Below are 23,434 nucleotides of genomic sequence, written 5' to 3' on the forward strand. Positions count from 1 at the left end.
CCAGTCTCAACGACTGACTGTTTTCCCTGATTAAGGCCGGACCGGATTCATGTCCCCAGAATGCATTGGTGTTGTGATCACCACCTACAATTCCCCGCTGTGGCTCAGCAAGGTGCTGACGGGCTATGAGAACCAGAGCCAGAAAGACTTCCAGGTAATCGTCGCCGATGACGGCTCTACTGATGAAACTCGCGCGCTGATCGACCATTTCCGCGAGCGTGGCATCCTTCATATTGACCACGTGTGGCATGAAGACGACGGCTTCCGCAAATGCCAGATTCTGAACAAGGCCATTGCCGAGACCGACTGCGACTACCTGATTTTCACCGACGGTGACTGCATTCCCGAACCCACGTTCATTGAAACCCATCAACGCCTGGCCGAACCCGGAGTCTTTCTGTCAGGTGGCTACATCAAACTCACCATGCCGGTCTCCGAAGCGATTGCGGATGAAGACATCCGCAGCGGCGTGATCTTTGATCCCGAGTGGCTGGCCAGCAACGGCCAGCCGAAGAATCACAAGCTCTGGAAACTGTCCCGCTCCGCTTTGAAAAAGAAGCTGCTTAACGCCATCACCCCGGCCGCTGCCAGCTGGAACGGCATGAACAGCTCCACCTGGACCAGAGATCTGATCGCGGTCAACGGCTTCAATGAAGACATGCAGTACGGGGGCCTGGACCGGGAGCTGGGCGAACGGCTGTGGAATTACGGCCAAAAGTCAAAGCAGATTCGCTACAGCACGGTTTGCCTGCACCTGGACCACGCCCGCGGTTATTCCAAACCGGAAATCTGGGCGAAAAACCGGGCCATCCGCAAAGCCGTTAAAGACAACCATACCTTTTGGGCAGAAAACGGCATCCAGAAGAGCCCGGCTGCATGACAGACCAAGGACCCATGAGAACCCTGGTGGTCATCCACAGCCTGAAAATGGGCGGCATGGAGCGGGTTGCCGTGAACCTGGCCGACGCCTTTGCTGACCAGGGCCATGAAAGCCACCTGCTGTCCTGCCGCAGCCGCCCCAATGACTTGAGCCCTGCCAATCCGGCGGTTCACCTGCATCACTTCGACCAGTTCCGGGCACTGATGAAGTCCGTCATCGGTATTCCGGTGTTTCTGTTATCACGGCTGCTGCTCGGCGTATTGCTGCCCCGCTCCCACTTCATCTGGGTGGGATGGCTCAGCGGCTGGCTGCTGAAGCGTCACATCCGCGCCCTCGAAAAGCGCTACGGACGCTTTGACCGCATCATTTTCCGGGGACTGGGCACCTACAAATATTTCTGGTCCTTCCGGGACGACCGCAACATCTACGTGCTCGAGAACGTTATTCACTACGACCGGCCACTTTGGCAGAAAAAGTGGGAGTGGAAACTGGTGTTCCACAACCGGCACCTGGCTTGTGTTTCGTCAGGGGTGATGGAGTCCGCCGAGGAAGCCTTTGCCCGAGGTGACATTGAACCCAAGAGCCTGCGGGTGATTACCAACCCCTGTCCGGTGGAGCAAATCCGAGCTTTGGCCCAGGAGAAAGAGCCAGACATACCTTCAGATCCATTCATAGTAAACGTTGCCCGCCTCGTCCCCCAGAAAGGGCACGCTTTGCTACTGGAAGCGTTTGCTAAAGCCAGGGTGCCCCACCTACTTGTCATCGTTGGAGAGGGTCCATTGCGTAAGGAACTTGAGGAAAAGGCTCGGTCTCTGGGGATAGAAGATCGAGTAATGTTTACAGGCAAGAGAGCCAACCCATATGCGTGGATGTATCGAGCTGACCTGTTTGTACTGGCATCCGAGTACGAAGGCCTCGGCATTGTACTAACGGAAGCGCTTGCCTGCGATACCCCAATTCTGGCAACAGACAGCAGAGGTGGCGTGCGGTTTGTGTTCAAGGGGGAACTTGAGCAATACCTGACGCCAAACACTCCCGAAGGTTTGGCAAACGGTCTGGAATCGGCGATTAACAAGCTCCCGATCAGGATCAAGCCAGACTGGCTTGCGCCGTTCAAGTCCAAAACAGTCGTTGACGCTTTTCTCAGGCCGGCGACCGAGGCCGGCTAGAGTCGGTCTGACTTAACTGATCCCGCGCAAGGTCAGCGATCCGGTCGAACATTTGCTCAACCCTGGGAACGGCACCTTTAGCAAACTCCCTTATTCTGGGATCAAAAGATTGGGGCACATGGCCTTGATCTGAATTCTGGCAACTGATCCAGCGCAGACTCATGAACGCATCCCAGCTGTGCCGGAAACGGTGCACCCATAATGAGAGCCATGGCAAATCGATGACAGCCGGCACCCGAAAAGATCGGCTCGCCGCCAGGACCAATATGAATCAGAACCCCGCCGATTTCCCGAAAGTTACCTGGAATCAATTCCTGGCGGCTCGGCAGACTCCCTCTCTTGCCCAGGTCCGCCCATATACGGTCTAATGTCTCGAAACGTTCAATAACATCGCCGTAGTCGCGGCATTCATCAGAAACACCCGCCGGGGAACTCGCTATTTTTTCCAGCATGAAGTTGATCGCCCCCGCTTCAGCCCAGGTTTTTCCCTGTACCCAATGATCGAAACAGTAACCGATTTTCGGATTATCACTGATTCTCTGCTGAAGATCCGTTGGCCACTCATTGAGCACTCGACCGGACAACTTCCTGACAGGTCTCCCGAGGCGCTTACCCAGGTCTGCCGATTCAATATAGTGTCGAAGGTCCCCCGGTCGAACCCATATCTGCTCACCATACCTCGGCGCTGAAAATCCGAACTTCAACCGGTTCACATTATCGATCAGCAACGCTCGGACAAGATATCTAATATTAGACATGGCCTTGTCTCTCGCGCCCTATATACCCGCGGAAAAGGCTGTTACCCGTCATTTGAAGACATTGCTGAGCGAAGACGGGAAAGCCATCGGCGAACTCGGAACACCGGATTCTTGGAGAACTGACTAAAAATATGATCTTGAACCTCTTGCTGGTATGACGCATCGGGAAAAGCTGCAAAAATATAATCGAGGTGGCGTTGAATATCCCGGGGTCGAAGGGTCCCCCGGGACTCGCGATTCACTATCATCTCGTGCAGATCAAGCGAGCAGTTCTGGTTGATCCCATTGGCCTTGAACAGAAAAGCATGAATCTGTCGGACCCGCTCCCTCTTGAGATTTTTTTTCTTTGCCTGCTTACTGACACTCGATGCAAGCTCCCGATACCAGAGCAAAGGCGCCTGAATGCAATAGAAATCACATGTGCCCTGGAGCCTGGACCACAGCTCGTAATCCTGGGCACTTCGGAACATCTCATCGTATATATGGGCCAGATCCTTTAACGCTGATTTCCGAATCATGACGGCAGGATGAGAGAAGCAGCATTCGAACATCAGCATCAATTTCAGATCCTGATCATGCTCGGGAAAGGTCTTCAGACGAACGTCTCCTTTCTGCCTCATCCTGTGGATCCAGCTTCCTACAACACCGCATTCCGGGTGTGATTCGAGATGTGCGGCCTGTACCTCAAGGCGCTGCGGCTCGCTTATGTCATCCGCGTCCATTCGCGCGATATACGTGCCACGGGATAACTCAACGCCCTTGTTCAGGCTTGCCGGAACACCTGAATTCACGGCGTTCTCAATCACTCTTACCCTTGAATCACGTTGCGCGTATTCGTTCAGAACCGCGAGAGAACCATCAGTCGAACAATCATCCACCACCACCAGTTCCAGATTCGGGTAGGTCTGCGAAAGGATGCTGTCAACCGCCTCTTTAAGCCATGGGAGGGCGTTGTACACCGGCATCACCACACTGACGAGAGCATTGAGCTGGGTCATAAGCGTTTCTTATTTCTTAAACGGCGCTTCAACGCACGCGTCGCGAACTCAAAATCACCAAGGTAACGGGCAATCATCAACCACACGGTCACTTTTTCCTCGTTAGCATAATCAGCGCGAGCTTCGGGACAGCTTCTGAAAAACCGATCCAGCTCTTTCGCTTTGCTCAGCCCGGACAGAATCCGGGGCTTTTTCAGGCGGAAATCAATAAAAACAACACTTCCATCAGGCCGGATCAGAAAGTTTGCAAGTTGTGCATCTGAGCGAAGGTAGCCCTGGCTATGTAATCTCAGGATGGCCTTCAATACCAGCGGCGCGTCCTGCTTCTCAGCCCGACGGGCGTCTACAAACCGGTAACAAAGGAAGGAATCGACAACAAAACCTCTGCGCCTGGCTTCTCCGGCAATGACCGGTTGCGGCGAGTCCAGACCAAGGGACGGCATAAGCTGCAACTGGCGAAAAGAGCGGACGGCATCACTACCACGAAAAAAAGAAAGCAATCGTTCCCAGCGCCTTCCGTTTCTCGCGCGTGGTATTTTCAGCAGCAGGGACTCATTTTCAAAGCGGATCTGGGCGCTCAGAGTTCGCCAGTTATCCCGAAATGTCTGTTCCCGCTGTAGTCCCTCAGCAAGATAAGCCGTCAAAAAAGCCCGGGCCTTGTCATCTTCCTGCGTGTACAGGAGATGCCAGGAATCAATCCGCGTTTCACGACACTCGTTCTGATCTTCCTCGGTGCTTCTGATATCCAATCAAACCTGACCTTTTCAGAGGAATGTCCCGATTAGCCCGCTGTGGCGACGTCCGCTGGCTGGAGAAATGCCCGGCGGAAATGCAAAGACAAGGCAACCCCGCCAACAGCATTAAAGATAAACTGGCCATAGCTACCCTGAACCAGAATACCGTCAAAGAACGAGAAAACGAGCATAAAAAGAAGGAACAGGAATGACGCCGTTGCCAAACGTAAATCCTGACTCTCCGGCCTGATCAATGCAACCAGCCTGGACAGAAGGTAAAGAAAAACGGCCAGCAGCAACACCACACCGACAATGCCGTATTCGACCAGAACCTCCAGATAACTGTTATGGAATTGACTGAATTCCTGATCGAGGACTCCGGCACTGTGAGCATCCTCAAGAATCAGGTCGGAACTGCGATACCCCCATCCCCAGAACGGCCTTTCCGCCGATTGCTCAAGACCAATGTTCAGCATGATGACCCGGATGCCCCAACTCGACTGTGGCAGTTCATCAACACCCTCAGTGGCCACAAGAGGAATGATAGAAAATCCCTGTTTGATCCGATCAATATTTTTTCCGCCAAGCCCATAATCAAGGCTGACCAAAGCCATCAACGCTATCGCGATGATAATGAGAAATTTTTTGCGGCCAGCTCGGTTCTGCATAACTCCGATCCGGTGTAGAACGAAAGGAACACCAGTGATCAGCACAACAAGCAGAGCGACAAAAACGGCCCGCGTCTGGGATACGGAGACCAGAATCAGTGACCAGACAACAGCGACTGCCGCAAGGGCCATTACCGCTTTTCGTTTGCGTTCAGAAAACACTTCAAACAGCAGAAAGACCGAGGCAAACATGAACACAAAGGTTGCCAACATGCCACTTCGGATCGGGTTCAGCCCGAAGCCCTCCCGGTGCCCCTGAAGCCCGGCCATTAGCGCTGAGAATCCGTCACCTGAAATCCACGGGAGCAGCACAATAACCGCGCCAAGGACAGCTGCGAAAACCCGCTCCCGATACCTGGATCCGGCCAGCGCTAAACCGATAAAAAGGAAAAGGAATTTATCAATAAAATCTTCAACCGCAGGCCCTGATCTGGCGCGGTCTGGAAAATCAGAAGACACCACCGCCCAGGCGGCAACAAGCCAGAGAATGGACAGAACCATCAATATCAGGGGCGGCTTGAACCAGATGCTTTTCGGGAGGAAGAAAAAAGAGATTAATCCGAACAACAGAATTCCGAGAGAAATTTTCTCGCCCGGCTCCACATCGAAAAGAAAAACAGCGATGTAGCAGATCGAGAGGAGAAAGAGCACTGAACCAATAACACGAGGGGCGCGTTTCGAGCTCAAATCGAAAATCGTCGTATCGTTGCGCTGACTTAGAATATTCATGAATCAAATTACCTGTTCAGGCAAGCAAAGGGTTTCTTTTCCCTGCGAGCCATGAGCCGCCTGCAGTTCCTGGATATATTGATCCAGCCCCCCCGCCATAATCTCTGTGAAGCGGGCATCTCCTTCGAGAACGCCCAATGACCACAAGCGGTGTAGCACGTGATACTGCATAAAAGGGTCGTGGGTCTTGGCAAAGGAAAGGCAATAGTTGACGGGCTTGGTTCCCGGGCGCCAGTAGCCCTTGTAACGCCCGGCACTGAGCATAAGGTCCGAGTTAAAAATCTTGAGGCGCGCAGGACAGAAACGGAGCGTATCAACCGCAGCGGAAGTTCCAGCATGAAATTCTGAATTAAAAAGAAAACTCTTTGGGCTCTCGATAACACGTCCATAACTGACCCTGTTATGAAGTAACTTGAGGCCTCTTGGTTTGATAAAGACTGGGAACTGCAATCCACCGGGAAATTCCTGCCCCGCGTTCTTCGATATATATTCCGCCTGACCGTTGTTGTAATAGGAAATATCGACGCGAGTTCCCTGGGTTGAGGGGTCACAACCCTGCTCCCCACCCCGATAATTGAACTTGATAACCCGCCCGAAAGAATCAATCTCAGCACCGTTAGGTGTAGACGTTGGCGCTGGCCCCACAATGGCAATATTCTGGCCAGAGGTCGCTTCCAGCATTCGGTTTTCGACGGAGTCTGCTGACGCATCAAAGATCAGGGGCTGCAGTTTCCCGAAACAGAGTAGCTCCCTGAACCAGTGTCCCTGACGGAGCTTACGCTCGGATTCCCCGAGACTCGCCAATCGCTCCAGTAATCGCTTTGAGCCCTCCGCATCTCCGTTCTCCAGACACTGGGAAAGTGCAAGTTTCACGTTCGGCGCCTGGGCTGAGCTCATTTCAGCGCAGCCAAGATAGGCGTGAGATGCCTTGAGGCGAACCGCCTGGCCAAGGATAAACAGACCCGAGAACATGCAGATTCTGAACAGTTCGTGCCAGGCTGAAGGCGACAACCGGTCAACCGGTATGGATTCAGTCTGGCCGATCAGCCGGCGCTCGATTTCCAGATGGTTTTCATCGTCCGAGAGAACCAACTGAACGTAGCTGAACCACCACTCCAGAGGAAGCTGCAATAAAGCCCGGTTTCCTGTTTTTACAAGAGCCGCCTGGATCCGCTGGATAACGTTATTTTTATCAGCGCTCTCGGCCAATGCCTGCCTGAAAAGCTCATAAAGAATCCCGGCCCGATAGCTCCTACGGCTGAGTTTTCTTCGGCGCAGCAGGTAGGCAAGCTGGTTGATTATCCCGACTCTTGGCCTGGCAGTTTCCGGCATCTCTACGTGTTCTCAAAAAACTTGGGTGAGCAGCGCGGCGTTTATGAACAGCCCGGCGGGCAGCTCAAGAATCACACGTTATGTGGATCGGAATTGTAACCTACAAGCAGACTCTGCCAAAGACCGAGCTTCTGCCGTTTGGTAAGTGTTTCCATACGCTTTTCGACGGAGCGCCACAAACGGTTCAGATTACTCGTTTTCCAAGTGGATCCATCAGCTTTAACCTGACATCGATCAAGATCGATCAGAAACGCCCGATCGCCGGCGATCAGGATGTTGTCGCAGTTCAAATCGATATGATCCAGACCAAAATCATGAAAGCGACGAATCATACGCCCAACCCGCTCCCATAGCGCCGCGTCCTCAAGAGCCGGGGCATTGGGCATGGGAACAGCGCCCTCAATCCGCCGGACGATGATAGCAGCGCGATACCACAGGCCAAGATGCCGGCCCGACCAGGCAGCAATTGGCTCGGGAACCGGCAACCCGGCTTCAAACAGCCTCAGCAGAAGACGGAACTCATTGGCGGAACGGGTTCGCTCGGCCCCGGAATAAAAGTAGCTTCTCTCGGAAAAATAGGCGATCAACCCACCCCGCAGGTAATGCCTGAGCACCATTGCCCCATCATCGGTTTCAATAAACCAGGCACCGCCTCGCCCACCTGTGTCGACCGGTTGAGCCGCCGCTCCCCAAAAATCAGGATCAAACCAGCGTTCGGTTACGGCTTTATAGGCCGGATTTACAATAAGCATCGAAAGACCTTTATCTGGCTAAGGGAATCATAGCCATCTCAAAAGACACCCGGCGGCCTGCTGGGCTAGACTAATCCGAAGTTTACCAAGACCGTCTCAGGGGCCTCCAGTCATCCGGTCCAGAACCGCTTTTGTAAGGTAACACATTGATCAACTCCATCTGCATACTACGTCTCTCCGCCATTGGCGACGTCACCCATGTCATCCCGGTTGTCCTCAGCCTTCAGGAGCAGGTCCCTGGAATAAAAATCACCTGGGTGATCGGCAAGATTGAGGCGAAACTGGTCGGTGACCTGCCCGGCGTCGAGTTCGTAATTTTCGACAAGAAAGCCGGCCGCAAGGGTTATGCCGACCTGCGAAACACGCTCAAGAGCCGAAAATTCGATGCCCTGCTGCATATGCAGGTGGCTTTCCGCGCTAACCTGGCGGCGGCGATGATCCCCGCGAAGGTGAAAATCGGCTACGATCAGGCCCGCAGCAAAGACCTTCACAGCCTGTTCATCAACCGGCGTATTGCCCCGGCACCGCAACAGCACGTGAGGGACTGCCTGGCCAGTTTTCTGGTGCCGCTGGCGCTGGAACCAGCCGCACCAAAATGGAGCATTCCACTGACTCCGGAAGATCACGCGTTTGCCCGCCAGCAGTTAGCGACGGACAGAATGAACCTGGTGATCAGCCCCTGCGCCAGCCACACCCTGCGCAACTGGCCCGCCGAGAGGTATGCCCGACTGGCGGATCACGCGGTCCGCACCCATGGCATGAAGGTGATTCTGGTGGGCAGCCCGGCGCCGTTCGAAGCGGAGTACTGCGCGGCCATCGAAAAGAGCATGGAAGAAAAGGCCCACAATATCTGTGGCAAGGATACCCTCAAACAACTAACCGCCCTGCTTACCCACGCCGACCTGGCGGTAGCTCCGGATACCGGGCCAGCGCACATCGCCAGCTCCGTCGGCACAGATGTACTGGGGATTTTTGCCGCCAGCAACCCTTACCGGTCGGGACCTTACAATTCCCTGGAGTGGTGCGTGAATCGTTATCCGGAAGCGTTGGAGCAGTTCACTGGCAAACAGGTTGAACAAGCCCGCTGGGGTGCCAAGGCAGAATTTGAGGGGGCGATGGAGCTGGTGACAGTGGAGGATGTTACCGGAATGCTGGATCGGTGGATTGCGACACAGCGAGGGCCCAGACAGAAAAACGGCGCCTGATCCGGCGCCGTTTCTGGTTTATCGGCTTACGCCATGCACGACCGTCACTTGCGCGCGGTGTAGTCTTGGTAGGACTTTTCTTCCACAAAACGCGAGCCCAGAGCCAGGTTCACTTCTTTCTTGATGGCAGCACGCTTGTCGTTCGTGACATAGACCGCCCGGGCCAGTTCGATGAACTTCGAGCCAAAATCCTGCGCGGCTTCCTGGTCCCGGATGTCGTCTTCGATCACCCAGAGTTCCTCGTTCACCGCCTTCAGTTGCTTACGCAGATCTGCAATGGCTGACGGGTCCTGAACCGCCTGGTTCCAGGTCGCGGTCAGTTCATCCAGTTCCAGCCGGACATTCTTTACTTTCTCCGGGTCGGCGATGCGTTCGGATTTGATCTCCAGAATGGTGATCTTGTCCAGCACTTCGCCGAAGGACACCGGAACAGTAATGACGTCTGCCATATTCGTTTCCTAACCTCTTAACCTTTAACGTGTGTGAGCCAGTTTCCGTGCTTTTCGCTCTTGCCTTTAACGGCATCGAAATACATGGTCTGGAACTGCTCGGTCAGCGGGCCGCGCTTGCCAGCGCCAATAACCCGGCCGTCCAGTTCACGAATCGGTAGCACTTCGGCGGCAGTACCAGTGAAGAAGGCTTCGTCAGCGATATACACCTCGTCGCGGGTAATGCGGCGCTCACGAACGGGCACATTCAGCTCACGGGCGAAATCCAGAATGGTCTGGCGGGTGATGCCTTCCAGGCAGGAGGTCAACTCGGGCGTATGCAGAACCCCGTCCCGCAGAATGAAGATGTTTTCGCCGGAGCCTTCCGCCACGTAACCCTCGTTATCCAGCAGCAGTGCTTCCTCGCAACCACTGGCAATCGCTTCATTCAGCGCCAACATGGAATTGATGTAATTGCCGTTGGCCTTGGCTTTGCACATGGTAATGTTGACGTGGTGCCGGGTGTAGGAGGATGTGCGCACCTTGATGCCAAGCTCCTTGGCTTCCGGCGACATGTATGACGGCCAGCTCCAGGCAGCCACGATAACGTGGGTCTGGAGGTTGTCTGCGCGCAGGCCCATGCCCTCGGATCCGTAAAACACCATCGGCCGCAGGTAGGCTTCATCAAGCCCGTTTTCCATCACGGCAGCGCACTGGGCAGCGTTCAACTGTTCCTTCGTAAACGGCATTTTCATGTTCAGAATGTGGGCGGAGCGGAACAACCGGTCCGTGTGGTCCTGAAGCCGGAAAATCGCGGCGCCTTTCGAAGTGCTGTAGGCGCGCACACCCTCGAAGCAGCCCAACCCGTAATGCAGGGTATGAGTGAGCACGTGGGTTTTGGCGTCCCGCCAGGGAATCATCTCGCCATCCATCCAGATCAGGCCATCGCGATCAGCCATCGACATTGTTCTTGCTCCTAAGCGCGCTTAACGTAAAGGCGGCATTCTAGCAGGAAAAATCCCCGTTACGAAGAGCTACGAAGAGCCCTGCTCGTCCAACATGACACGGTTCCAGGTCGCCTGGATGTAGGCTCGCTCATCCCGAAAGGCATCGTCAGGCACCTGGCTGTTCAGATTCTGCAGCGCCCGGCGATGAATGGTTGAGCGCAGGGTGATGTAGCATTCCCTCAATTCCTGGACATCCTCGACGGGAATGACACCAACGCGGCCCAGCTCCTCCATCTGCCGGATATTGTCCGAATACTGGGTCAGCTCCGGAAACTCAGATGAGTAGGCAAGTACCAGGTACTGAACCATAAACTCGATATCGATGATTCCGCCGTTGTCGTGTTTGACATGGAAAACCTCCTGCGCCTGACCCGACTTCGACGGGCTGCCAAGCGCCGAGCGCATTTTCTCGCGCATCGCGATCACTTCCTGGCGCAGGGCATCCCTGTCTCTCTGCTGGCAAAGAATAGACTTCCTGATGGCTTCGAATCCTTCCAGGGTGCCAACGCAACCGGCGATACCTCTGGCCCGTGCCAGGGCCTGATGCTCCCAGGTCCAGGCATCGTTCAGCTGATATTTTTCAAAGGCGGTGAGGGTGCTGACCAGCAATCCGGAGTTACCCGAAGGCCGCAGGCGCATATCCACTTCGTAAAGCTGCCCCGCCGGTGTCTGGGTGTTCAGGATGTGCACAACCCGCTGCGCCAGGCGGGTAAAAAACACCGCATTGTCGATGGACTTCTCGCCGTCCGTAGATTCTTCCGGGTCGCCACTGTGGATGAACACCAGGTCCAGGTCTGAGGTATACCCCAACTCTATTCCGCCCAGCTTGCCGTAACCGACAATGGCAAAATCGGTCTCCTCGGCGGAGCCGTCAGCGCGACGGGGATAGCCGTGTCGACTGGTCAGGTTGGCAAAGGCCACATCCACCACATGGTCCAGAACCACCTCGGCAATCCAGGTCAGATAGTCACTGACCTTCATCAACGGCAGCGTGCCCCGTAGTTCGGAAGCCGCGACCCGCAGAATGTGGGCTTTCTTGAAGTGCCGCAAGGTTTCCATCTGCTCTTCCAGATCTTCAAACGGAATCCGCAGCATCTGCTGGCGAAGGTCATCCCGCAGCTCCTCCTTGGCAGGCGGACTGTAAAGGCTCTCTGCGTTAAGCAGCTCGTCCAGCAGCAGAGGCGTTTCCGCAAGCTGGGCCGCAATCCAGGGGCTTTCGCTGCACAGCCTCACCAGTTGGGCCCGGGCACCGGGATTCTCAAGCAGTAGAACCATGTAGGCGGTGCGGCGGAGAATCGCTTCCACCAGTTGTAGTACCCGGGTCAGGGTCTGTGACGGTTCTTCCACATGGCTGAGCGCTTCCAGCAGTACCGGCATGAACCGGTTCAGGCGCTGGCGACCCTGGGTCTGAAGTGATTGCACGGTTCTGGAATCACGCAGGGTAACCAGTTCCCTGTGGCTGGCCTGGGGGTCCTCGAACTGCTGCGAACCCAGCCACTGGACCGCCGTTGCCTCGTCCGTTTCCCCCATCCACAATTCCTGCCACTCCTCGGCCAGGTCAATGCGGTCGCCATCTTCATCCTCTGTGGCAATGATGTCGGCAAAGTGAGTTGCCACCCTCTGTCTGTGGTTGTTCAGGGTATCCAGACAGCTCTGCCAATCGTCAAAACCCATGATCAGTGCAACCCGCAACTGGTCGATGTCATTATCCGGCAGCAGCTGTGTCTGCTTGTCTTCCATGCCCTGCAGGGCATGCTCGAGATTGCGAAGGAAGACGTAGGCGGCGGCAAGCTCGTTAACCACCACCGACGGCAACAGCTCCAGTGCTTCGAGCTCTCGCAGAATGGTCAGCAACTCCCGCTGCTGGAGCTCCCGGTCACGCCCGCCGCGGATAAGCTGGAACGCCTGCACCACAAACTCGATTTCCCGGATACCACCACTGCCGAGCTTGATGTTGTTCTCCAGCCCCTTACGGCGGACTTCACGGTTGATCATGGATTTCATGCTACGGAGTGATTCAAACGCGCTGAAATCGATGTACTTGCGATAGACAAACGGCTTCAGGCTGTCCATCAGCACCTGTCCTTCACGCTGATCGCCGGCAACTACCCGGGCCTTGACCATGGCGTAGCGTTCCCAGTCACGGCCCTGATCCTGGTAATAGGTTTCCAGAGCAGAAAAACTCAACGCCAGGGCACCGCTCTGGCCGTATGGCCGCAGGCGCATATCCACCCGGAACACAAAGCCATCGGCGGTGATCTGATCTAGCGCCTGAATCAACTTCTGGCCCAGGCGGGTGAAGAACTGCTGGTTATCGATGGTACGTTTGGCCCCCCGGGTTTCTCCTTTCCCCGGATAGGCGAAAATCAGGTCGATGTCAGAAGACACATTAAGCTCGTGGCCGCCCAGCTTGCCCATGCCCAGCACAATCAGCGGCTGCGGGCCTTCCTGACCGGTCGCCGGGCTCACCCCCCAGGGCGTGCCGTACTGGGAGCAGCAATCGTCGTAAAGCCAGTCCAGCGCCCCCTGAAGGCAGACATCGGCAAAATCACTGGTCGCTGCCATAGTCTCGGCCAGGTCGGACCAGCGCATCAGATCCCGCCAGATAATCCGGAACTGGATCTCCATTCGAAACTTCCGCAGTGCGCTGTGAAGTTCCTGTTCGCTGCTCACCTGTTCCAGAAACTCCGCCCACCGCTGCCGGAGGTACTGTTCGGTTGTGCGTTCGGTCAGCGGTTGCGACTGACACAGGGCCTGAACCGTTTCGCCATGGGCCTCAATCGTGCGGCGCAGAAAAATACTGCGGGCAATGGCCTGGGCCGCATCCCGCTCGGAAACGCCACCGTCGGCCGACAGGAACTCAGGCACACCCGTGGGGAAAACCGATGGCCAGATACCGGCAACCTCTTGCGCCAACGGTTGTGGTAAAGCGCGCCATGGCTCGGACATAATGCAAACCCCTGTGTGTCTGTTATATTTCGCGTACTGTATAACGAACGCTCCGCCGACTGAACCGCCACAGGAAACTCCATGCAGAGAAACCGCCGGCCACTGAACCCGGAACACCAGCTGTCCCATCTGCCAATGTCAGGCATGATCCGGGCCCGGATACAGCGGCTGTTCGCTGTTCTCGCTGGCCTGCTGGTGTTCCAGATTCTGCTGATCTGGACCGTTGAAGACCTCACCCTGTTTGAATCTGCCTGGATGACCATGACGACCCTGGTCACCGTCGGCTACGGCGACTTCGCACCGGAAACCACCGTCGGTCGCCTCAGCACCATCGTGCTGATGTTCATTTCGGCGATTACCGTGATGACGCTGATCGTCAGTGACTACATCGAGTACCGGTTCTACCGCCGGGAACGCATTTTAACCGGACGCTGGATATACAAAATGCAAGACCACATAGTGATCATCAATACCCCTCAAACCGGGGGTGAGCAGTACTTCGCCCGTTTCGCTTCGCAGGTCAGGGCCGTGCCCGGCTATGAAGCCGTACCGATCATGATCCTTACCCGACAGTTTCCCAACGGCCTGCCGCCGGACCTGTCCGACAACGGGCTGGTGCATTTTCACGGCTCCGGTAGCGACCCGGTCGCGCTGAAAGCGGTACACGCAGGCAGTGCACGCCACATTATTGTGCTCTCGGCAGATGAAGCAGACCCTGCTTCCGACAGCCTGACGTTTGATATTGCCCACCGGTTAAGCGAGTCCAACCTTGGCCACCACGTGACCGTTGAATGCGTGAGCGATGAGAACCGGCCAAGGTTCAAGTCCGTCGGGGTCAGGACAATCATCAGACCGGTTCGGACTTACCCGGAGATCATGGTGCGCTCGGTGGTGGCTCCGGGAACAGAGCAGGTGCTCGAGGACCTGTTCAACTATCAGCACGACCACCCCCACCGGTACGAACTCACGCTGGACGATCTTACCTGGGCGGATATTGTCAGTGCCCTGATACGCCATGGGATTGGCACCGCACTGGCCTACATCGATGAAAACAATGAAGTCGTCTGCCACCCAGCTGCAGACAGAGAAGTGGAAGGAAAAGGCCTGATCGTGCTGGTGAAATCCAGCGACACACCGGCAGTAGAGGTCGTTGAAGATGCCCTCCAGAACTACCGGGAGTTCATCCATAAATGGCATGTATTACAGGATGAACAGGCCGCGCGGGACCAGGTGGAACAAAAAGGAAAAGAAATCTCACCGGCGCCGGGACACTAAAAGCCCTGGACACCGGCGAGGGCTAGCTGGACTCGACCCATCAGCCCATCTGCAACCAGCTCATTGACCGGTCTGCCTGAGTGCAACTGGGTGAATAAACGCTCAAAGTCTTCAGATACACCAGCTGTTACAGCCGCCCGGCGCAACCTTGAAATGTCTGCAACGGAGGGGAAAGCGACCCGGCGCAACCAGCAGGCACTCAGGCAATGGAAGAATCCATATACATTCAAGTCGCCAGTGCTTTCAGGGAACGGCGATTCAACGCCTGCCAGGTGGTAGCCCTGCTCCGCCTTACTGATCACGTTGAGAAACACCGGCACCGACTCGGCGAGCTTCACCGCCATATCTCTCAGCGCCGAGGGATTGCCTGACTTCAGTTCGAACTCTATTTCACTCAATGCACTAAGCTGATCGCCACTCAGAATACGGCCCTGATCAATCGCCACTTCCACTAGCGTGTCTCTATCCGATCCCGACTCGGTCGCCATCAGCACCTGACGCTCAAAGTTGGTCTCAAACACCGGTTTCAACTGATCAAGGCTCACCTGGTCGCCAAGCGGCGTTTCCGCCAGCAGCGCCAGATCCAGTTCTGCGGATTCCAACAGCCACTCCCACTCCATCCGGCGATGGCCGCCGTCAACGAAATCCCCTCGGGTTTTGAGGGTCTGGATAAAACGCGAGCCCTTCTGGCGAACCCGTAAAGCCATGCGTTCGCGATTCAGGGTGAAGCCTGGCGTATCGTAGTAGATGTTGCGAAGCACCACGGGAGGTGCCGTTTCACAGCCTGTCAGTGTTTCCAGGGCAGCCTTCGCCCGCCCCAGGTCTTGTGGATCAAGGGTCAGTTTTACTTCCAGCTCGACGTTTGCATCCTGTGCCATCGGCTTTCTACTCCGAAACGGTAGTGTGTGTTTCAAAAAGGCATAAAAAAACCGGCTCCCGAAGGAGCCGGTTTTCAGCTTACTTTATCTGATTCAGAGATCAGAAGTAGTAAACAGCACCAACGTTCAGTTCGTTGATTTCTTCGTCGTCACCGCCAGTAGTGGCGATGTTCGCAGAGCTGTTGTCGTTGTTACGACGGACCGCTTCGGTGTAGACGTAAAGGTTGTCAGACACGTTGTGCAGAGCCTGCAGGGTGATTACGTCAACTTCCAGATCGGAAGTGTCCGCTTCAGCGATTTCGTAAGCTGCACGGAAGGTATTGGCACCCAGGTTGTAGGTAGCCATTACACCGAACTGATCACGACCTTCTTCGCCGTCCAGTTCAAAGTCGCCGTTTTCAGCGCCGTCCAGACCAGCACGGGTGTCGTAATAGGCGTCAAGTACCAGCGCATCGATGGCGTACTCAAGCGCAACACCGTAGCTGTTCTCGTTGCTGGTGTCGGCATTGCCGTCGTTGGAGTCCATGACCAGTGACGCAGTCAGGCCTGCAGCGCTGTAGCTTACGCCGAGCTGGTAAGGACGCTCTTCGTCGTTGGTTCCGTAGGAGCTATCGCCGTCGCCCTGGATCTGAACAGCGCCGCTGAAGGTCAGGCCGCCGAAGCTTGGAGACATGTACTGGATCAGGTCGCCTTCACCGGTGGTGTAGCTGGCGTAGGGGTTCAGACCAGCGTACTCGAACACCCAGTTACCGTAGTCACCCAGCTGTGATTCGTAGATGGAATCGTCAGAACCGATCCACACCTGACCAAAGCTGTCGCCGCGAACACCAATGTAGGCTTCATCCAGATCGGTCAGGCCGTTACCAGCGCCTTTCTCGTCTGCTGCAGCAACTTCCATCTCGATCTTCAAGAAAGCTTCGACGCCCGGCGTAATAGCGTGCTGGTGAGTCAGACCAACGGTGGTGCCGTTGTCAGCGTGCTGGCTGGACGATCCACCGCGTCCGTCAGCGTTGGGCTGATCGATATCAGAATCGTTGTAGTTGTAAACGTACTGAATGTTACCGTAGAAGGTAGGCATGTTCATATCTTGAGCAACAGCAGCGCCTGAGAAGGTTGCGGCGGCAATTGCAGAAGCGAGGAGCGATTTTTTCATGTTGCGTCTTCCTTTTTGAGTTAACTCAGGTTTGAGCGACGGGTCATTTTCCCGGTCTTCAGACTTCACCAGGCGTGCTGGATGAACCCTATCCTGTGCGAAAAGCATGACATTTCCATGACATGCCGTTCACCAGTCTTTTTCGTTTTTGTGTTCATCGTTTTCTGATTGAACATCGAGCGCACTGCGCCTTTTTCTGTCAAATACTTACAGCTTGTTGTTCACAAACTGCGTTACGCTCTTTGTAATACAGGACCTTTGCTAATGCAAATTTCCATTACGGCCTTTTTAGCTCATTTTGAAGCAATAATGCAATGCTTTATGACATTACAGCTCGCAAGACAGCCAGCGCCCAAACTTGGGGCTAATCTTACAAATCCGGGGCCAGTTTGAGTTAATTCTTTTAAAAACAGCATTTTGCGAAGAAAAACCTTTGTGCCACGGGTTCTGAGCTCTGGCTGGCACTGCGGTTCACGCACCAGAAGCGAACGCAAGAAACCATAGCGCATCATCGCAGTGCAACCATCCGACCATCGTCTCACTCAGCTGACTCCAGCATAAAAGTTACAGGCCCGTTATTCGTCAGGGAAACCTGCATATCCGCACCAAACTGACCAGCGGCCACACGAGACTCACCCAGAAGCGATTGCGCATCGTCAATAAACTGCTCGTAGAGAGATCGTGCTTCATCCGGTGCTGCCGCGGCGGAAAAACCAGGACGGTTTCCGGAACGGGTGTCGGCAGCCAGTGTAAATTGAGGCACGACAAGAAGTGAGCCGCCGGCATCGGCAACACTTAGGTTCATGCGGCCAGCGTCATCGGGGAACACGCGATAGCGAACAATCCGCCTGCACAGACGCTTTGCGCTTTCACTGTTGTCGTTCTTTTCAACACCGAGAAACAGAAGCAGTCCCTGCTCAATCTGACTTATCCGGACACCGTCAACGCTAACGTCTGCGCTGGTTACTCGCTGGATCAGTCCTTTCATTAACTTCCCTATTCAGAGGGGGTCTAAACTTTGCGCCCGAGAGTGTAGGCGGGTCAGCTCCGGTTCGCAAGGTTTTTGATGCGTTCTGCAACTTCATCAACCGCCCGCACCAGCGCATCCACAATCGCCGGCTCTGACGCCGAATGCCCGGCATCCCGAATAATCTGCAGCTCTGCTTCCGGCCAGGCCTTGCTGAGGGCAAGTGCGTTATCCAGCGGGCACACCATGTCATACCGGCCATGGACAATAATGCCCGGGATGTCCTTCAGCTTCTGTGCATTCCGGATAATCTGATCCGGCTCGAGAAACGCATGATTCATGAAGTAGTGGCATTCTATCCGTGCCAGGGCAATGGCCACATGGGGATGACCAAAATGCTCAACCACTCTCGGATTTGGGTGCAGGGTTGCGCAGCGGCCTTCCCAGATTGACCAGGCTTTGGCGGCCTGAATCTGCTCAAGCTCATTGGCGCTGGTCAATCTTTGATAATAGGCGCTGACCATGTCGGACTGCTCCGGCTCCGGAATCTGGGCCAGAAAATCCTGCCAGTAATCCGGAAAAACGCGGCTTGCCCCGTACTGATAAAACCACTCAATATCCTCCGGTCGACACAGGAAAATGCCGCGCAACACAAGGCCAGACACATGCTCCGGATACGTCTGCGCGTAAACCAGGGACAGGGTCGATCCCCAACTACCGCCAAACAGCATCCAGCGGTCAATGCCGAGGAAATTGCGAATCACCTCGATATCCGCGACCAGGGTCTGGGTGGTATTGCCCTCCAGTTCCGCCAGCGGCTGGGAACGCCCGGCCCCGCGCTGGTCCATCAGAATGATCCGGTAGCGCTCCGCATCGAAAAACCGCCGATGATAATCCTCGCAGCCGCCGCCAGGGCCGCCGTGCACCACCAGCACCGGAATGCCGTCAGGGTTGCCGCTTTCCTCCACGTAGAGTTCATGTGGCGGATCTACCGCAATGCGGTGCTGAGCGTTAGGCTTGATTTCGGGGTAGAGGGTCAGCATGGCAAACTCCGTTTCGGGGGTAACGAAAGTCTAGCTGAGATTCGGGAGGCAGGTTGGGGTCTGACCCCGTTCGGGGTCAGACCCCCTTTTACCGGGGCCAATCAGGCTTTATTTCTTGTGCGCGCGTTTACGCTCGTTCTCTGTCAGCAGCTTCTTACGCAGTCGAAGCGACTTGGGCGTGACTTCCACCAGCTCATCGTCGTCAATGAACTCAAGCGCCTGCTCAAGGGTGTGCTTGATCGGCGGAACCAGAGCAATCACCTCGTCTTTACCGGATGCGCGCATGTTATCGAGCTTCTTGCCCTTGGTCGGGTTGACCACAAGATCGTTTTCACGGCTGTGGATACCGCAAAGCTGACCTTCGTAGATTTCCTGGCCGGGATCGAGGAAGAGCTTGCCGCGACTCTGCAGGGTTTCCAGCGAGTAAGTCAGGGCTGTACCCGTTGCCATGGAGACCAGCACGCCATTCTGGCGGCTGGTGACGTCACCCACCTTGATCGGGCCATAGTGGCTGAACGTTGACGTCAGGATACCGCTACCCGACGTCATCGTCAGGAAGGTGTTCCGGAAACCGATCAGACCACGGGCCGGGATGGTGTAGTCCAGGCGCATACGGCCCTTTCCATCCGGAACCATGTTGGTCATATCGCCACGGCGCAGGCCCATCTGGTCCATAACGGCGCCCTGGTGCTGCTCTTCGATATCCACGATCACGTTTTCGTAGGGCTCCTGCTTTACGCCATCGATCTCACGGATAACCACTTCCGGACGACCGACAGCCAGCTCGAAGTTCTCGCGACGCATGTTCTCAATCAGTACCGACAGGTGAAGCTCGCCACGGCCGGATACCTTGAACTTGTCTGCCGATTCGCCTTCCTCAACCCGCAGGGCTACGTTGTGCAGCAATTCTTTTTCAAGTCGTTCCTTGATGTTACGGCTGGTCACGAACTTGCCTTCTTTACCGGCGAAGGGTGAATCGTTGACCTGGAACGTCATGGATACGGTGGGCTCGTCAACGGTCAAAGGAGGCAGCGCTTCAACGTTGGACTGGTCGCACAGCGTGTCAGAGATAAACAGTGAGTCCATACCGCTGACGCAGACGATATCGCCTGCCTGGGCTTCTTCGACTTCCACGCGATGAAGGCCGGAATGGCCCATGATTTTCAGGATCCGGCCATTACGCTTCTTGCCATCAGCCCCAATCGCAGTGACCGGCGAGTTAGTTTTTACCTTGCCCCGGGCAATCCGGCCAATACCGATCACACCCAGGAAGCTGCTGTAATCCAGCTGGGAAATCTGCATCTGGAAGGGGCCGTTTGGATCAACGTCAGGCGCTGGCACGTGATCCACGATGGACTGAAAGACCGCATCCATGTTGTCGTCAAGCTTTTCATGGTCCAGTCCGGCAATGCCGTTCAGGGCGCTGGCGAATACAATGGGGAAGTCCAGTTGTTCATCAGTAGCGCCAAGATTATCAAACAGATCGAAAACCTGATCCACAACCCAGTCAGGGCGGGCGCCGGGGCGGTCAATCTTGTTCACCACCAGTATCGGGCGCAATCCGGCCGCAAACGCTTTTTGGGTGACGAAACGGGTCTGCGGCATGGGGCCGTCGATGGAGTCCACCACCAGCAGCACACAATCAACCATGCTCATAACCCGCTCGACTTCACCACCAAAATCCGCGTGGCCGGGGGTGTCAACGATGTTGATGTTGTAGTCGTGCCATTTCAGCGCCGTGTTTTTGGCGAGGATGGTAATGCCCCGTTCCTTCTCCTGGTCATTGGAGTCCATGACCCGCTCGTTCTCGAGCTCTTTGCGGTCAAGAGTGCCAGACTGGCGCAGCAGCTGGTCAACCAGTGTGGTTTTGCCATGGTCGACGTGGGCGATAATGGCGACGTTACGTAGTTTCTCAATCACAACTTTAATCCTGAAAAATGCACCACCGGCGCGAAAACCGTTGGGGCGAAAATAGTGGTGGAAATTGGTGGCGCGCAGTATATAGCAATAGTGCTGACGTTTATATGACCAATCGCGTCTGCCAGCCCGATGCCTCAGGCTTTTTGGCGACGCCTTGTTTTGGTGCAATAAATGGGAGTTCGCACCAAATTAACGCACCACAACAGGGCGGGCATCAGCCACAAACCGGTGCGTCCGCGCCAAAAAAGCTCGAAACCCCTTGAACTGCGCAGTTCTGGCGCATCAGCCCCGACTGCCCGAAAAACTGGCAAGCCTATTGCTTTGACACTATCAGCCGAAATTCTAGGTAACCGGCGATAGCTTTTGTTAAGCTGCCAGACCTGAACAAGATCGGGTGTCAGCCACGCTGATCGATCCGGCAAGCATCTACACAGAAATGGCCCGCGCAGCGGGATAACAAACGGAGCATGCACAATGTCCAAAACAACTGATCTTATTAAAGAACACGAAGTCAAATGGGTCGATCTTCGATTCACTGACAGCCGCGGCAAAGAGCAGCATGTGACCCTGCCCGCCTCCGAGGTTGACGAAGATTTCTTCACCGACGGCAAGATGTTTGATGGCTCTTCAATTGCCGGCTGGAAAGGCATCAATGAATCCGACATGATCCTCATGCCGGACGACAGCACTTCTGTTCTGGACCCGTTTACCGAAGAAACCACCCTGAACCTGACTTGTGACATCGTTGAGCCCTCCACCATGCAGGGCTACGAGCGTGACCCACGCTCTGTTGCACGTCGCGCGGAAGAATACCTCAAGTCCACCGGTATTGCCGACAGCGCGCTGTTCGGCCCGGAGCCCGAGTTCTTTGTATTCGACTCCATGAAGTGGAAAGTCGACATGCAGGGCGCCATGTACGAAATTCACTCTGAAGAAGCTGCCTGGGTATCCGGCGACGACTTTGAGCGCAACAACATCGGCCACCGTCCGGGTGTTAAAGGCGGTTACTTCCCGGTTCCACCGGTAGACAGCCTGCACGACCTGCGTGGCGCCATGTGTGCGGCCATGGAATCCATGGGGCTGGAAATTGAAGTACACCACCACGAAGTGGGCACCGCCGGCCAGTGTGAAATCGGCGTTGGCGCCAACACCCTGACCAAGAAAGCGGACGAAGTTCAGATCCTCAAGTACTGCGTTCACAATGTTGCTCACGCTTACGGCAAGACGGCGACTTTCATGCCCAAGCCAGTGGTTGGTGACAACGGTTCAGGCATGCACGTTCACATGTCCCTGGCCAAAGACGGCAAGAACGTGTTCGCCGGCGACAGCTACGCTGGTCTGAGCGAAACTGCCCTGTACTACATCGGCGGTATCATCAAGCATGCGACCGCAATCAACGCCTTTACTAACGCGTCGACCAACTCCTACAAGCGCCTGGTTCCGGGCTTCGAGGCCCCGGTCATGCTGGCCTACTCGGCCCGTAACCGTTCAGCTTCGATCCGGATCCCGTGGGTTAACAGCGCCAAGGCACGTCGTATCGAAGTTCGCTTCCCGGACCCGTCTGCGAACCCGTACCTGGCATTCGCTGCCCTGATGATGGCTGGCCTGGACGGCATCCAGAACAAGATCCATCCTGGCGATGCCATGGATAAGGACCTGTACGATCTGCCGAAAGAAGAGGCGCTCAACATCCCGACCGTTGCAGAAACCCTGGCGGAAGCCCTGGATTCTCTCGAGAAGGATCACGAGTTCCTGACCCGTGGTGGCGTCTTCACTGAAGACATGATCGCCGGTTATGTGGAGCTGAAGCGTTCAGAAGTTCAGCGCCTGAATATGACAACCCATCCGGTTGAGTTCGACCTCTACTATTCATGCTAAGCTACTGTTTCAGTTGAACAGTATTGATAAGTAGTGCTCTGCTGACCCGGTTCGCCGGGACCAGCAGCCTGAAGCCCCGCCCAGTGCGGGGCTTTTTGTTATGGCAGGATTGAAATACAGCACCAGCGCGCAGATAATCGGAAGAAATCCGCAAAAGGTAGGCCATATGACGCGCAAGCTCATTCTTGTAACCGGCATCACTGCGTTGCTGTCTTTCCCCGTCGCTGCCGAAATCTACCGGCAGGTAGACGCCCAGGGCAACGTGACCTACACCGATGAACCGTCGGATCAGGCACCGGCTGAAACGGTCAGGATAAAGCCAGTCACCACAGTGACTCTTCCCAAACCTGAGGCCGTTCGCGAACCTGAACAATTGCGCGAGAAAGTTGAAAAAGAAGGCGCCGCTTATTCTGATCTACGCTTCACTGCACCCGAAGACGATCAGGCATTTCACAGCGGCAGTGGTGATGTTGCCTTTCAGGTTGCGAGTTCTCCCGGGCTGAAAAACGGCCACAAATACGAAGTGACTCTGGATGGCCAGCCGGTGGGCCAATCAACATCCGGCACCGTCTCAGTGCGTAATATTGACCGCGGTACCCACCGTGCCGGTGTCAACATTGTCGATAGCAGTGGCGTCACCATCAAAACCGGCGACACTATCACCTTCACCATCCATCGGCCCAGCGTACTGAATTAGTCCGTGAGGGGGAG

Annotated in this window: 20 protein-coding genes; 6 read left to right on the top strand and 14 right to left on the bottom strand. The window is 55.5% G+C overall.

Annotation, left to right across the window (positions count from 1 at the left end; genetic code table 11):
• The first annotated feature begins 49 nt into the window (after nt 1-49).
• Together E5Q11_RS15240 and E5Q11_RS15245 are read left to right on the top strand one after the other, a co-directional pair.
• Entirely contained in the window at nt 50-880 is an 831-nt protein-coding gene (locus E5Q11_RS15240; protein WP_135804319.1) for a glycosyltransferase family 2 protein, read from the top strand.
• Entirely contained in the window at nt 877-2,049 is a 1,173-nt protein-coding gene (locus E5Q11_RS15245) for a glycosyltransferase (RefSeq protein ID WP_225315053.1), read from the top strand. The genes E5Q11_RS15240 and E5Q11_RS15245 overlap by 4 nt, the downstream gene beginning before the upstream one ends.
• Before the next feature lie 101 nt (nt 2,050-2,150).
• On the opposite strand, the gene E5Q11_RS15250 is transcribed toward E5Q11_RS15245, so the two are convergent.
• From E5Q11_RS15250 to E5Q11_RS15275, 6 genes are all read right to left on the bottom strand, one after another.
• Nucleotides 2,151-2,621: a hypothetical protein gene (locus E5Q11_RS15250; protein ID WP_225315052.1), complete on the bottom strand. Its 471-nt coding sequence runs from the start codon at nt 2,619-2,621 to the stop codon at nt 2,151-2,153.
• 227 nt (nt 2,622-2,848) lie between these two features.
• Nucleotides 2,849-3,805: a glycosyltransferase family 2 protein gene (locus E5Q11_RS15255; protein WP_135804321.1), complete on the bottom strand. Its 957-nt coding sequence runs from the start codon at nt 3,803-3,805 to the stop codon at nt 2,849-2,851.
• A complete protein-coding gene (locus E5Q11_RS17880) occupies nt 3,802-4,554 on the bottom strand; it encodes a protein kinase family protein (protein ID WP_150960243.1) in 753 nt (250 codons plus the stop codon). The genes E5Q11_RS15255 and E5Q11_RS17880 overlap by 4 nt, the downstream gene beginning before the upstream one ends.
• 32 nt (nt 4,555-4,586) lie before the next feature.
• Nucleotides 4,587-5,936, bottom strand: a complete 1,350-nt coding sequence (locus E5Q11_RS15265) for an O-antigen ligase family protein (RefSeq protein WP_135804323.1) — start codon at nt 5,934-5,936, stop codon at nt 4,587-4,589.
• A gap of 3 nt (nt 5,937-5,939) precedes the next feature.
• The gene (locus E5Q11_RS15270; RefSeq protein ID WP_135804324.1) at nt 5,940-7,067 is read right to left on the bottom strand and encodes a hypothetical protein; all 1,128 of its coding nucleotides are present in this window, start codon (nt 7,065-7,067) and stop codon (nt 5,940-5,942) included.
• Between the two features lie 272 nt (nt 7,068-7,339).
• Nucleotides 7,340-8,020, bottom strand: a complete 681-nt coding sequence (locus E5Q11_RS15275; protein WP_135804325.1) for a 3-deoxy-D-manno-octulosonic acid kinase — start codon at nt 8,018-8,020, stop codon at nt 7,340-7,342.
• 149 nt (nt 8,021-8,169) lie between these two features.
• On the opposite strand from E5Q11_RS15275, the gene E5Q11_RS15280 reads away from it, so the two are divergent.
• Nucleotides 8,170-9,225, top strand: coding sequence for a glycosyltransferase family 9 protein (locus E5Q11_RS15280; protein WP_135804394.1), 1,056 nt, complete (start codon nt 8,170-8,172; stop codon nt 9,223-9,225).
• Between the two features lie 44 nt (nt 9,226-9,269).
• On the opposite strand, the gene E5Q11_RS15285 is transcribed toward E5Q11_RS15280, so the two are convergent.
• The 3 genes from E5Q11_RS15285 to glnE all read right to left on the bottom strand — a co-directional run bounded on the left by E5Q11_RS15285 (nt 9,270) and on the right by glnE (nt 13,609).
• Nucleotides 9,270-9,674, bottom strand: a complete 405-nt coding sequence (locus E5Q11_RS15285) for a DUF6165 family protein (RefSeq protein ID WP_135804326.1) — start codon at nt 9,672-9,674, stop codon at nt 9,270-9,272.
• A gap of 17 nt (nt 9,675-9,691) precedes the next feature.
• A complete protein-coding gene (locus tag E5Q11_RS15290; protein WP_135804327.1) occupies nt 9,692-10,618 on the bottom strand; it encodes a branched-chain amino acid transaminase in 927 nt (308 codons plus the stop codon).
• A 69-nt stretch (nt 10,619-10,687) separates the two neighbouring features.
• Nucleotides 10,688-13,609 (bottom strand): bifunctional [glutamate--ammonia ligase]-adenylyl-L-tyrosine phosphorylase/[glutamate--ammonia-ligase] adenylyltransferase, encoded by a 2,922-nt coding sequence (glnE, locus tag E5Q11_RS15295; protein WP_135804328.1) that lies wholly within the window; start codon nt 13,607-13,609, stop codon nt 10,688-10,690.
• An 81-nt stretch (nt 13,610-13,690) separates the two neighbouring features.
• Between glnE and E5Q11_RS15300 the strand changes: the two genes are divergently transcribed.
• Nucleotides 13,691-14,884, top strand: coding sequence for a potassium channel family protein (locus E5Q11_RS15300; RefSeq protein WP_135804329.1), 1,194 nt, complete (start codon nt 13,691-13,693; stop codon nt 14,882-14,884).
• Here E5Q11_RS15300 and E5Q11_RS15305 read toward each other — a convergent pair.
• From E5Q11_RS15305 to typA, 5 genes are all read right to left on the bottom strand, one after another.
• Nucleotides 14,881-15,762: a CYTH domain-containing protein gene (locus E5Q11_RS15305; protein WP_135804330.1), complete on the bottom strand. Its 882-nt coding sequence runs from the start codon at nt 15,760-15,762 to the stop codon at nt 14,881-14,883. The genes E5Q11_RS15300 and E5Q11_RS15305 overlap by 4 nt on opposite strands.
• A gap of 100 nt (nt 15,763-15,862) precedes the next feature.
• Nucleotides 15,863-16,915, bottom strand: coding sequence for a porin (locus E5Q11_RS15310; RefSeq protein ID WP_135804331.1), 1,053 nt, complete (start codon nt 16,913-16,915; stop codon nt 15,863-15,865).
• 538 nt (nt 16,916-17,453) lie between these two features.
• On the bottom strand, nt 17,454-17,903 hold the full coding sequence (gene dtd / locus E5Q11_RS15315; protein WP_135804332.1) for a D-aminoacyl-tRNA deacylase: 450 nt from the start codon (nt 17,901-17,903) through the stop codon (nt 17,454-17,456).
• Between the two features lie 53 nt (nt 17,904-17,956).
• A complete protein-coding gene (gene pip, locus E5Q11_RS15320) occupies nt 17,957-18,925 on the bottom strand; it encodes a prolyl aminopeptidase (protein ID WP_135804333.1) in 969 nt (322 codons plus the stop codon).
• Between the two features lie 108 nt (nt 18,926-19,033).
• The gene (gene typA / locus E5Q11_RS15325; RefSeq protein WP_135804334.1) at nt 19,034-20,845 is read right to left on the bottom strand and encodes a translational GTPase TypA; all 1,812 of its coding nucleotides are present in this window, start codon (nt 20,843-20,845) and stop codon (nt 19,034-19,036) included.
• 474 nt (nt 20,846-21,319) lie between these two features.
• Between typA and glnA the strand changes: the two genes are divergently transcribed.
• On the top strand, nt 21,320-22,723 hold the full coding sequence (glnA, locus tag E5Q11_RS15330; RefSeq protein ID WP_135804335.1) for a glutamate--ammonia ligase: 1,404 nt from the start codon (nt 21,320-21,322) through the stop codon (nt 22,721-22,723).
• 166 nt (nt 22,724-22,889) lie between these two features.
• On the top strand, nt 22,890-23,420 hold the full coding sequence (locus E5Q11_RS15335) for a DUF4124 domain-containing protein (RefSeq protein WP_135804336.1): 531 nt from the start codon (nt 22,890-22,892) through the stop codon (nt 23,418-23,420).
• Nucleotides 23,421-23,434 lie beyond the last annotated feature (14 nt).

The sequence above is a fragment of the Marinobacter confluentis genome, assembly GCF_004785685.1.
Lineage (GTDB): Bacteria > Pseudomonadota > Gammaproteobacteria > Pseudomonadales > Oleiphilaceae > Marinobacter > Marinobacter confluentis.